The following is a 13,141-nucleotide window of genomic DNA, read 5'->3' on the forward strand; positions in this document are numbered from 1 at the left end:
CGCGTAAGTTTCTAATTTTTGTTCTTTCCTATCTCCTCTTTAATCCCCTGCACTCCTTTAGCAATCTCTTCCATTTGAACCAGAACATGAGCTGTTTGATTATTATCACCCATACCTTTTAGTTTATTATTGCGAACAAAGGTCTCTTTTAGTTCCTTCCAGCGTGTTTGTTCCTCTGTAGTTATCACTCCATAAATCTCTTTAAACTTCAGGATGTTTGCTTCTGCACCACTGGTCAGTGTTTGCGCTTCGTTTCGATAATGCGATTGCAGTAGAGTTTCCAATTCCTGATCATTCATAACAGGAAGAATCTTCTCTGATATCTTATTCATATCACGATACGAGCCCTGTAATTTAAACGGAGGTTCTGTTCGATATTCATCCGCCTGAGCAGCTGAGGCTATGTATTCCAGATTCACTTTTAAGATGATATCTCGAGCTATTATCAGCTTTTTAAGTACGGTAACGTATTCATTCACTTCTTCAGGCGTATGAGCCGATTCAAATTCTAATCCGTCTTTTCGACCGGTTTGAGCGATGGAAATTAGGGTATATAAATCCTTTTGACTCTTGGTGGCCAGTTTATTCAATATCGGATTCGATGTTAAAGAGTTTTCGATATAACTCATCTTGAATTCTTCATCGGAGCCACCAATAATATCACCAATATTGTAGATATCGGCACGGTTGGCCAACATATCAGGAATCTTGAACTTCTCACCACTCTCAGTGTAAGGGTTACCAGCCATTACCACACACACTTTCTTACCCCTGAAATCGTAGGTTTTACTCTTGCCTTTGTAGACCCCTTCCACCTTGCGTTGAGCATCACAAAGGGAGATGAACTTCTGCAAAAACTCAGGATTACAGTGCTGAATATCGTCAAGGTAAATCATTACGTTATCACCCATTTCAAAAGCCAGGTTCAATTTCTCCAATTCCTCACGGGCAGCGGCATTGGCTGCTTCAGAAGGATCAAGCGATGTAATAGCATGACCAATAGACGGACCGTTGATCTTCATAAAGATGATTCCTAAACGACTTGCCAGGTATTCCATTAAAGTGGTTTTACCATAACCCGGAGGTGAAATCAACAGTAACATACCCATTAAGTCGGTGCGCTTACCAGCACCTTCGGCTCCAATTTGTTTAGCAAGGTTATTACCTATCAATGGCAGATAAACCTTATCAATCAACTTATTTCGCACAAACGAGGTGAGCACACGAGGTTTAAACTCATTCAAACGTAAATCGTCAGAACAGTCTTTCACCAATTGCTTTTTCAGAATGTTATATTGCTCATATTTAATAACACTATCACCACTAAAAAATCTCAGCTTATCCATAAAGCGATTAAAATGGAAACGATATTGTTGCCCTTCAATCAACTGATGAGAACCTTTCAAACCGACCAGTACATTATGCACAGGCTGATCTATGAGTTGCTTTCTCAGTTTAGAATCCAGCATTAGCGTTATTGTAACCTCATTCAGATATTCTTCTGATTGTTTTTCCATGACCAGATAGGCTTTAACCCATTTTCTGATTAATCGATACGAGGCTTTTTTATCATCTTCCAATGGCTTGATAGATGCTTCATAATTTTTAGTCGCCCTGTTTTTGCGCAGATAGCCTGTAAAACCATCCAACAAACTCACAGCATCTTTCGAAATAATAAATTCATCGGCTTCAGCCATTTGATAAAACAGAAATTGTGCAGCATCATTAATTATAGGCACACAAAACAAGTTTGTTTTCTCCTGAAATTCTTGTAACAGACTTTTCAATGTGTCTATCAGGTAATCGAACTGCTTTGTTTCCGGAAATACTTGAACAATCAACCCCGCACCTTTCAGGTTGTTATTTAAATCCTTGCGCAATTCGTCATCACAATACACATTCCAAAAATACTCAGCCATAGCACGAGCATCTGCTGAATAGCGCAATAAGCCAGCGTTGAAATATACGTTCAACAACTCTTTTAGAATAATGGCAGCATCCTCATCATGAATGCCTTTAGCATATCCTTCATTGTATCGCACCGACATAGCTTTTTGAACATAACCAACTAGTTCCTTCTGCTCCAACTCTGCCAGTTCCTTTAATCCTAAATGCCCTTCTTCTTTATTTAACGATGAAGTATACAATAGATAAGCCAAATATTCAGCACGATAAACGCGATCATTCTCCGAGGGTAATAATTGATTCCAGATAGTTTTGGTAGCCTGAAAATCAGCATTAGTTACCTTCTCAAAGAAATTAGTTCCGGTAAGGTGATAATACATCTCACCATCCTTATTCACCATCGAAAGCTCCAACGGCTGCGTGTTCACCGAAAATTTATGATTGCCAAACTTGATGATGTTGGCCCCTTCTTCAAATAACTCAGTTTTATCTTTTATCTGACGGATGGTTTCTTCCTTCACTGACTTTAGCTTACTCTCTAGATCATCCGCTTTTACATTATCATCCAGTTCTTTGAGTTGAATAACCACATCACGAACCTTCTCAATCATCAGATCCGAAGCAAAATAACCATTCACATCATTTACATCTTTAAACTTAGAAGCACGATTACGAATCGCTTTTAATATTCTTTCAGCAGATGATTGTAAGGAAGTTGTTTTACGGTTACGTTCTTCAACCAAGCTCAACTTCTTCGATTCAAAAGCATTGTATACCTGCTCTCGCTTCTCTGAAATACCATCCATAAATTCTTCGAAGTCGGAAAACTTACCTTCCAACTCTTCCAGCTGAACCATCAATTTAGATAGATATTCATCTGCCTTACCCGGAGAATCACACAGGTCGATATAATTGAGCATACCTTGCTCAACCAACTTCAATTGAGATGTAAATTCAGCCTTAGCTTCAACTGCACGCAAGCCTTTACGTTGCTTTTTTAGTTCCGATTTAATCAGGTTAAACTGCGAATATACAGCTGAAATATTATTGATGATTTGTGTGGTTTGAGTAGCATCTTCAATCTTCAGGTTGCTAACAATATCAATCAACATCTCCAGCTGATCTGCCAACTTCATTATCTCTTCCGAAAGTTCATCAGCCTCGCTTACCTTTTTCACCTTACTAACGTTGGCTCTGATCTCATCTACTTTATCGTTGTATGAATCTAAAGCTTCATCACGCAAAAGAAAAGTAACACAGTTCTGTGAGAGACTTTGCGTTCTCTCTTCCACCTCTGTTTCGAGCTTTTGAACCTTATCCAAATCAACATAGCGAAGCTCACGAAGTGTAATTATCTCACCTCGAACCGTTCGTAATGCAGCCAACATATCAACATATCTGTCGATATGATTCATATTCTGCCTGTTGAGGTGACTGATAATCTCGTTTACTTTATTGTCAGTTTCTTTAACTCTATCCTTGGTATTTTTTCTAATATTGCGGACCTTTTCATATTCTGTAATCGCAGAAAAGGCTGATTCTTTTATCTTAACTAGTGGTGATTTAATATCAAACGCATCCTCCTCGGATAACCAATAATAAGTATCCATTACGTCGGTGCATCGCTTTACCAAATCGCCATAAACACCCGAATACGATTCATCTTTGTTTACAAGCAGAATCACCTCGTTACATTCGGCCATGGCTTTTACCACATCCTTATTTCCAATCTTAAACAGGCGATTATTATTGGTAGGTTGTTTTTGATATTCAACAGCCATAAATGGCGTTTGCCACATTTGAATCACATGGTGACGAGTAGGTTCATCTGGTTTCTTGAAATAGCAAAGTTCACCTGTTTCAAAAATAGAGAAACCATTACAAACGATAGGCGTTTCAATTTTTTGATTGATCAGATTATAAATCAATAAAACATAGGCTCCAATCTCGCGATTGTAAAATGTATATAAGAAATCTTCGCCATTGATTGAGGCAATTTTCTTTTCAAACATCAGATCATCAAAATCTGTATCAAACAGCTTAAATTGGCCATTCTGTAGATAATATCCATTAGCAAATATCACCCCTTGATTATCGGGTAATAAAACACATGAATCTTCCAAGGCATCAATACGTTTTACTTCCTGAACTTTGGAATTATATACAAAATATCGATATTCTTTTTCTTTATATGGAAGGATACGAATGACAACCAGATTACCGATAATGGCATAATCAATATCTGCATCATCCAGAGTTTGGTCATGAACTTCAACTTCCTCGGCATAAATTCCCATGCCGCTGTCAGTATTGTCTTCAATCTTAAAGGTGATATCACCTCCAACAGCTTCCACAAACACAATATCCTCGATTGATACATGCGGATGCTCGCCATACACATATTGCTCACGACTGGCTTTCACCCATTGAAACTCATGTTGATCGGGAAACACAAACTCATGCGTACTTCTGTTTCCCAGATATTCTAATTTTGTACCTTTTACCAACCACTTAAACGCTTTGATATCATCAACATTTTTACCCGTTTGAAACACCATAAACAAATGGGGACCAATGATAGCAAACTTTCTGAATTGCGTTTCTTTGTAGTATTCATATAAATTCTCAAAATCGGTAACAAACTGTTGATCACCGATTATATTCATATTCTTTTGCGCGAATTTATGTTCTTTAAAATCATAAACACTGAAGACATCATCCAAACTGATTTTGGATTTAAGACCCATTATTACATTGTAACCAAACAACATAGTTTCACCTAATGCAATCATATCCGCAGGGGTACAATTGTTTTGCGTATTAATTCTATCGGTTGCAATAAGGGTACTCTCCACTGAACCAAATACCTCTTTACGGGCTGCGTTCAGTTTTTCCAATCTTTGATCAAGGTCATCAGCATTCTTTCGAAGTCGGTTCTTTATTATCTCATAAGTTCCTTCTTCGAGTTGTTCTTTATTTTCGGGATTGGTGTTTTGATTCTCAGACATAAAATCAAGTGTTAGTTAAAGGTAGATGGCACAATCAGCCAGAAGCATATTCCTTAATCAAGTATGATACTCCTAACCTATCACCTTAAACAAATATTCAATAATATTAACCACTAATAAGAATGACTGTTTTGAATTTTTCATCCACTCTTATTTTCAAACTATGGTATGCAAAATATATTAATCAAGGAACGATTTTCTATTTACGAAAATCGTTCCTTTTTGAAGTATTAATTTGCGTTTAGATTAATCCTAAACTCTTAGCTGAGCTATTTGAAACACCCAAACTTTTGGCTATTTCACTCAGACTGGTCAACATGTTGCCCGTTTTTTTATCGGTATTTTTTTCCATCATCTGACCAATTAAAGCACTTATACTTAGGTTGCGTATATCTTCTGACGATACTCCAAACTGATCAACGAAAGTAGCAAATTGATCCTTAAAGCTTTTTCCATCCGGACTATCAAAGAAATGTTCTTTGATATCAGTTATAATCTGACTGTTATTTACTACTTTATCTACTTGCTTACCTTGAGTGATGGAACCAATAATCTTATCGAAGAACATAGTTTCACCACCCACAATATCGATATTGGCAGCTTTCAGTGCTTCAGCAATAACCTGAGCCTGGGCATCAGCAATACCTTTCTGAATATTGATACGAGCCAATTCAAGCTCTTTTTCCATATCCAGTTTCAACTTGAATTCTTCGTGGTCACGACCAACAGCATCCAGTTTCTTCATAGCCATACCTTTCTCTTCGATACCTTTTGCTTCAACGCCATAGCGTTCGTCAAGAACTTTGTTTTCAGCTTGTCCTTTTTCAGCTTCTGCATTACCCTTAGCCTTAATCACTTCAGCTTCAGACTCACCAACTTTCTGGATTGACTCAGCTTCTGCTTGTGCTCTGGCTTTGGTTCCTTTCGCTTCAGCTTCCGCTTTTAATTCCATAATACGAGCCTCGTTAACTCCTTGTTTTTCCATTGCATCAGCTTTGGCTTCAATTACCTGAGCTTCAGCAACACCCATAGCAGCTTCTTCAGCAGCTTTAGCCTCAGCCATAATCTTAGTGGCTTCCGCTTTTTTACCTGCAGCTTCAAACTCCGCTTCGGCATCAATCAACTTAGTTTTAGCATTGTGCTCAGCCGCATTTTTAGATGCTTCAGCAGCTTTAATCTCACGAACAAATGCTTCTTCCGCATCCATTTCAGCTTTGGTAATAGCCACTTTTTTAGCCCTGTCTGCGGTAGCAAATTCTTGCGTATCTTTAATTTTCTCTTGCTCGGCAACGGTTGCTTTTTCTACTTCAACACGCTCGCGAATAACTTCCTGAATTTGCTTTTTCTGCATTTCCACTTCTTTCTCTTTCGCTATCTGAGCCAGAGTAACTACTTTTTCGCGTTCAGTTTGCTTTAAGGCACGCTCTTGTTCTACTGCTTCTGATTCGACCGCTTCAACTCTTTCGCGGTTTTTCTCAGCTATCACAACCTGACGTTCTTTATTTTTTTCAGCAACTGCCACTTCCTCTTCAGTAGCAATACGAGCTTTATCAGCTATTAAACGTTGCTCCTGTGCAACTTTAGCAATTTCAGCTGCCTGACGATCTTTGATGTTGGCTATTTCACGCTTTTGATTTTCTTCCGTTTCTGCTAACTGACGTTCCAGTTCTAAAACAGTTTCGCGTGCTTCAACATCCTGCTTTGTAATGGTTTTTTGCTTGTCACGCTCAATTTGGTTAGATAGAATTTTTTGTCTGGCAGTAAGCTCAACAATCTTCTTAATACCCTCTGAATCCAGGATATTATTTTCAGATAGCGATTCCAAAGGAGTTTGCTCCAGGAAGTCAATGGCACAGTCATCAAGGATATAACCATTTAAATCCGTACCAATGATATTCAAGATTTCGTGTTTGAATTTCTCTCGGGAGTTATACAATTCCACGAATTCAAACTGTTTCCCAACTGTTTTTAATGCTTCGGAGAATTTAGCATCAAACAGTTCAACCAATGCCTTGTGATCAGAAGCTCTGTTACATCCGATGGACTGAGCCACCTGAATAACATCTTCACTGGTTTTGTTTACACGAACAAAGAAAGCCACTTTAATATCAGCTCTCATATTGTCCCTACAGATCAAACCATCTTTACCTTGACGTTCAATGGTTACCGTTTTCAGTGTAATATCCATTACCTCCATTCTGTGGAGTATAGGTATAACAAACATACCTGTAAAGGTTACCTTCGCACCTCCGGCACCGGTACGCACCAAAGCATGACCTTGCGTTGCCTTGCGGTAGGTCTTTATAATCAGTGCAATTATACCAATTGCGACTATTACCAGTAAAATAATTACTGAATAACTTAATGATTCTAACATTCTTTAGATTTTATAGGGTTCTACTAAATAACATTTCTTTTCAGGAATATATTCGATAATCAATGCGGTTTGACCTTTATCAAGTACAATTGATTCATCTTTAGTAAGGATATTAACACGATACGTATTTCCATCGCGTTTAATTTCAGCCTGACCAAATCGATTATGGCTGGCTTGCATCAGAACGGTACACATTTTACCAGTGTATTTAAACTGATCGTCATCGTTCTTTTTAATTTTTGTAAATATGGCAGCAATTGGAGTTGTGAGAATTTTAGAAACTAACAAACTTGCAACTACATTTGGAATAAGAGCTACCAAAGAAATTATGAAGGAACTATTATGAAGGTAATGATTAAAGAGAATGGATATCACCCACATGGGAATTATCAGGAAACTTAACCATACCATAAAGGGTATTTTACCTAGGTTGAAGAAGGTTAGTATGGAGTTGAGAAAGGCTACCGAACCAATATCATGACTATCTGCTTCTACGTCCGAATCAACATCTGCATCAGCATCCATATCAACGTCCGCATCCACATCTACGTCAACATCTAAATCAACATCGGTTTCTATATCAACATTGATTACATCCATATCCATGGCACCAATAATGACAAATATCCAGTAAACCAGTATCAACAGCAGGAAAACTGTAGGGATTATATTCACTCCCGAAAACGCAGCTTCAAATAGTTCCTTCATGAGTTAGGGTTATTAATAGTTCATTTGTATTTAGGCAGAAAGTAATCCTTAATCTATAATTACTTATCTAACTAAAATCTGGTATTCATAAAAAGAGGTTAATGCACTTTTGCACTAACCTCCCAATGTTATTCTTCTTTTTTATTTGCAGCTAATTTAGCTTTTAACTGTGCTAACGACTCAGATGCTTCAGCTTTATTAGCTCCACCTATTGCTGTATCAATCTCATCATCCAATGATTTTGATTCACCGGCAATATCACCATAAGCTTCTGCCAAAGCTTCTTCTTGATTGACTTTTTCCTTCATCTTTTCAAGCATACTAATAGTACTTCCTGAATCGATCTGAGCCATTTGCTTATTTATATTTTTGGTTGCCGAACTTACTTTAACACGAGCTTTTAAAGTACGCAACTCGTTTTCGTAAGTACTGATTTGCGAACGAAGCTTTTTAATGTTTGCATCTAACTGAGCAATATTCTGGTCGAATTTATCTACTTCCTTCTGCTTATCGGAAGCAAAGGCAGCACATTCTTCTTTTTTAGTTAAAGCTTCCGTTGCCAAACGATCAGCTTCATCAGCAGAAATCTCCCCACTCTCAGCTTTTTTCAACAATAATATAGCTTTGTTCTCATAATCCTTGGCGCGATTACGATTGGTTTCCAAGTCGTTTTTAGAACGAATAGCTAAAGCTTTAACTTCAGCAAATGCTTTAAGACTATCGTCCAAATTCTTTTTTAAATCCCTGATGCCTTGTTCTGTCATCTTAATGGGATCTTCTAATTTATCTATAGCTGAATGAGCCTCAGCGGTTCCTATTCTAAATAATCTACTAAATACATTCATGACACTAATTCTTTTGAGGATAACTTAATAATTTCGTTTGCATACTCGCTAAGGAGCAGACTTAGAGAGTTAATTGAACCTTCCAGTTCATTCAAATCCAAATTTTCAATCTGAAGTGTATCCCTGAAGATAACTTTATGTCCGCTTTCATCTAAAACAAAAGCTCCATGAACGATGTCCCTGTTTTTCATCAATAGTTGTTTAAATACACTCAGACTATCTTCTTCGATCTCGAAAATGAATTGCTCCATAATAAGGATAGGGTCGGCACAACCAAGAACCAAATTTGCAATACCTTCTTCAGGTTTATTCACTACAAAAACACCATCTTCTTCGTGCTCTGTAACTATTTCACAATTTAATTCCAATAGGTAGTTTCTTACTTTTTCAAAATACTTGTCCATTGTCGAGTGATTTAAACTAATTTTTCGGGTTTTGAATTTAAATAATTTTCTCTTTTCATAAAGCACAAATTGTTAATTTAAAAATATTCTAAGAAAAGGTTAAAGTAATTAGCAATTATCAATATTATTTTTTTATTTTGACAATTACATTAGCAAATATAAATACAAAAATCATATTTGCAAATATTATTAGCATTTATTTATGAGTTTTTTTGGAAAAAATATTCGCAAGATTCGCTCAATTAAAAAAATAAGCCAATCAGAATTTGCATCTATCTTTGATTTATCAAGGGCTAGCGTAGGATCATATGAAGAAGGAAGAGCTGAACCTAAAATTGAAATCATTAATAAGGTAGCTAAATATTTTAGCATCACAATTGATGAGTTGATAAATAAGGAGCTGACCGTAAATGAACTTTATCACTTCGACGTTGGGAATGAACCTGCATTTAAGAACGCTTCTATTAAAAACATATCAGTCAGAAGGATTCCTTTTTTATACTCAAATAAACTAAGTAGTATTAATAATAAGGAAGGGCTAACTTCTGAAACGTATATTGAAATACCTCTGGAGAGCAATCTCACCAATTGCATTGCTATACATATAAACAATAATGATTTTGCATGCACTCCGCATAACATACAAAACCAAAGTACCGTAACAATAAATTTACAACAAGAATTGCCTTCCAACGCAAGTTCATATTACTTGATTAAAACAAGCAATGCTATATTTATTAGCAAGCTAAATATTTTAGCAAATAATCAGTTTCATATTCAAGACGCATTGAATGACTTTACCATAATATCAGCCGATGATATTGTTTTTTGTTATCCTGTTGTACAATATATGGGTGGCCTACCCTGCGAAGACCCAAATAGCAGAATAGAAAAACTGGAGCAACAACTCAATCAAATCATATCAAAATTTATACAATAAACTTCCCATGCAAGAAACATTAGACTATCTCAAATCTTCACTTGAAGACAAAATTTTATCGAAAGCTGAAAAGAAAGCTTTAAAATCAATTTTAGTAGATAAAAATCTTTCGAAGCATGATTTAAACAGATTAAGAAGCGACATTTTTAATGCTGCACGCGATCATCTTCCTGAATTTAAACATCAACAAATATTGGATTGGCTGGAAGAAGCTAATAAACTAATCTTACCAAAGGCTACTCCATCGTTTTATTGCAAATCATACTTTAGTCCGGGTACTGATTGTGCCAATGCCATAATGAATCAAATCAGTTATGCCGTTAACACAATCGACATTTGTGTATTTACCATTAGCGATAACGATTTAAGAGATAAAATTGAATATGCTTTGGGTAAAAAGGTTAAAGTGCGAATCATAACCGACAATGAAAAAACATTAGATTTGGGTTCGGATATAGAGTACCTTTTTCGTAAAGGCGCATCCATTAAAATAGATAATACAAGTCATCACATGCATCATAAATTTGCTATTTTTGACAAAAGCATCTTGCTGACCGGAAGTTACAACTGGACACGCAGTGCCGCTCAATACAATCAGGAAAACATACTGGAAACCAACGATCCGAAAGCTATAAATGATTATCAGAATGAATTTAACCGACTTTGGGAGACCATGGAAGATTACTATTTTCAATAGAAAACAACCTATAGCATGAAAAGAAAAGCACTGATTATTGTAATATTAACTTTACTAGGTTTAATTTTTGGCTACTTGTTATTTGGAAAAATAGCAGGAGAATATGTTAAGATTAGCACCATTTTCAGTAACTCAGGAGGAAGCCTGGGTGACTTTGGTCGCAGCATTACAGGCATTTCAAAAATAAGAAACAACATATTAATTAGTGGCAGTGCAGGATTTGTTTTAGGCATTGTTTTGATATTTGTTAAAAAGAAGTAAAAAAATACTATCTTGCACAAGGCTTTTGACCGTGAGTACCCGTAGCAATCAATTCCATCACAGCTGCTACTGGCGTGATCGGACAAAGGCCTTTTCTTTGCTTTCCCCACAAGTACTCAAACTAAAATTCATAAACTCTGAATATTAATACAGAAATTTCTCATTTTTTGATATTTTTACGCCTCCAATTAAAAATAACTTAAAGTGACAAAAACCGATAAGCAATTCGAGCACGTTATAAATATCTGTAAAGACATCTTTGAAAAGAAAATGCGCGATTATGGCACTGCCTGGCGAATTCTTCGCCCATCGAGCATGACAGATCAGATTTTTATTAAAGCACAGCGTATCCGAAGTATTGAAACCAAAGGCATATCAAAAGTTGATGAGGGTGTTCGCTCGGAATTTATCGGAATTGTAAATTATTGCGCAATGGCGCTGGTTCAGTTGGAACTTCAACCGGCTGATCAACCTGAAATGGATGCTGATGTGGCCCTAAAAATGTATTTGGATAAAATATACGGCTCAAAGGCTTTGATGGAAGATAAAAATCACGACTACGACGAAGCGTGGCGTAAAATGCGCGTGAGTTCATTCACTGATTTGATTTTAATGAAGCTTCATCGCACCAAACAAATTGAAGATAATCAAGGTAAAACAATTATTTCGGAAGGAATTGATGCCAATTATATGGACATGATCAATTATGCCATTTTTGCTTTGATTAAACTGGAATTCCCCAACGACGAAGAAAACGCTTAACACTATATTTTATGCTAAGAACTATAGCACGAATCATTATTGGTATTGTATTTTTATTTTCAGGTTTTGTTAAGGCTGTAGATCCCCAGGGAGGCGCCATTAAAATTGCTGAATATCTGGAAATAGTGAGCATACATAACGCCAATACATTATCAGTGTATTTAGCAATAGCCTTATCAACCATTGAATTTATGATTGGTTTCATGCTATTCTTTGGGCTTAAAACTAAAAAAGCTGCTCTGCCGGCCTTTTTGTTTATGAGCTTTTTTACGGTTCTTACCTTGTACAGTGCAGTTTTCAATCCGGTAAGCGATTGTGGTTGTTTCGGCGATGCGGTAAAACTAACCAATTGGGAGACATTTTTCAAGAATCTGGTTCTTTTACCCATTAGTTATATTATCTATCGAAAAAGAAATGACTACACAGCTTCGATAAGCGGATTGAAACAAAGTATTGGTGCTTTTTCGGGCTTGATCTTTATATTGGGTATATCGATTTACTCATTGGTTTATCTTCCATTGCTTGATTTCAGACCTTTTAAAGTGGGCCAAAACATACAGGAAGGAATGAGTACCCCTGAAGACGCTCCTCAATCCGAATATGTTACTACCTTTATTATGGAGAAGGATGGTGAGCGTAAAGAATTCGACATGGATAATTATCCATATAATGATTCTACCTGGGTATTTGTGGATCAAAAATCAAAACTGATTAAAGAAGGTTATCAACCACCAATCCAGAATTTTATCCTTGAAAACATTGATGGATTAGATGTAACTCTGGATATTCTTACCAGCGACAAACCTGTATTTCTAGTGATTGCTCCTAAAGTTGAAAAAGCATCGACCAAAAACCTGGATAAACTAAAAGAAATAAGAGTGATGTGCTTGAAAAATGAATACCAGTTTTTTGTACTCACCTCTTCGTTGGTCGATAACTACTTTCAGTTTGATACCACACACTCGCTTGGATTCGATTACCTGAGTGTTGATGAAACCCTGTTAAAGACCATCTGCCGCGGAAATCCCGGTATGATTATTTTGGACAAAGGAACCATTATTGCAAAATATAATCACACAAATCTGCCCGAAGCCAATGAATTATCGAATCCATTATCGTATTCGTTTAACTCGTACAGAAGCCTTAATAATAATTGGTTTATCATAGCTTGGGCTTTACTGTTGGCAGGATTTGTTATAATATTGTATCGACTTAAATAAACTTTAAATTTTTA

General features: G+C 36.5%; 10 protein-coding genes. 5 read left to right on the forward strand and 5 right to left on the reverse strand.

Features of this window, described 5'->3' with window-relative positions:
* Positions 1–11 precede the first annotated feature (11 nt).
* From KEM10_RS05225 to KEM10_RS05245, 5 genes are all read right to left on the reverse strand, one after another.
* Positions 12–4,913, reverse strand: coding sequence for a DNA repair ATPase (locus tag KEM10_RS05225; RefSeq protein ID WP_212214372.1), 4,902 nt, complete (start codon positions 4,911–4,913; stop codon positions 12–14).
* A gap of 241 nt (positions 4,914–5,154) precedes the next feature.
* Positions 5,155–7,290, reverse strand: a complete 2,136-nt coding sequence (locus tag KEM10_RS05230; RefSeq protein WP_212214375.1) for a flotillin family protein — start codon at positions 7,288–7,290, stop codon at positions 5,155–5,157.
* A gap of 3 nt (positions 7,291–7,293) precedes the next feature.
* Positions 7,294–7,998: an OB-fold-containig protein gene (locus KEM10_RS05235; protein WP_212214378.1), complete on the reverse strand. Its 705-nt coding sequence runs from the start codon at positions 7,996–7,998 to the stop codon at positions 7,294–7,296.
* A 128-nt stretch (positions 7,999–8,126) separates the two neighbouring features.
* Complete coding sequence (locus KEM10_RS05240) at positions 8,127–8,843, reverse strand: PspA/IM30 family protein (protein ID WP_212214381.1); 717 nt, start codon at positions 8,841–8,843, stop codon at positions 8,127–8,129.
* The gene (locus tag KEM10_RS05245) at positions 8,840–9,247 is read right to left on the reverse strand and encodes a type III secretion system chaperone family protein (protein WP_212214384.1); all 408 of its coding nucleotides are present in this window, start codon (positions 9,245–9,247) and stop codon (positions 8,840–8,842) included. The genes KEM10_RS05240 and KEM10_RS05245 overlap by 4 nt, the downstream gene beginning before the upstream one ends.
* Before the next feature lie 202 nt (positions 9,248–9,449).
* On the opposite strand from KEM10_RS05245, the gene KEM10_RS05250 reads away from it, so the two are divergent.
* The 5 genes from KEM10_RS05250 (at position 9,450) to KEM10_RS05270 (ending at position 13,127) form a co-directional block, all read left to right on the forward strand.
* Positions 9,450–10,187, forward strand: coding sequence for a helix-turn-helix domain-containing protein (locus KEM10_RS05250; protein WP_212214387.1), 738 nt, complete (start codon positions 9,450–9,452; stop codon positions 10,185–10,187).
* Positions 10,188–10,194: 7 nt separating this feature from the next.
* On the forward strand, positions 10,195–10,884 hold the full coding sequence (locus KEM10_RS05255) for a phospholipase D-like domain-containing protein (protein WP_212214390.1): 690 nt from the start codon (positions 10,195–10,197) through the stop codon (positions 10,882–10,884).
* Positions 10,885–10,899: 15 nt separating this feature from the next.
* On the forward strand, positions 10,900–11,145 hold the full coding sequence (locus tag KEM10_RS05260) for a hypothetical protein (protein WP_212214393.1): 246 nt from the start codon (positions 10,900–10,902) through the stop codon (positions 11,143–11,145).
* Positions 11,146–11,349: 204 nt separating this feature from the next.
* Positions 11,350–11,907, forward strand: a complete 558-nt coding sequence (locus KEM10_RS05265) for a DUF1599 domain-containing protein (RefSeq protein ID WP_317196634.1) — start codon at positions 11,350–11,352, stop codon at positions 11,905–11,907.
* A gap of 11 nt (positions 11,908–11,918) precedes the next feature.
* Positions 11,919–13,127: a BT_3928 family protein gene (locus tag KEM10_RS05270; RefSeq protein ID WP_212214397.1), complete on the forward strand. Its 1,209-nt coding sequence runs from the start codon at positions 11,919–11,921 to the stop codon at positions 13,125–13,127.
* The last annotated feature ends 14 nt before the right edge of the window (positions 13,128–13,141 follow it).

This window comes from Carboxylicivirga linearis (assembly GCF_018271995.1).
GTDB classification, from domain to species: Bacteria; Bacteroidota; Bacteroidia; order Bacteroidales; family Marinilabiliaceae; genus Carboxylicivirga; species Carboxylicivirga linearis.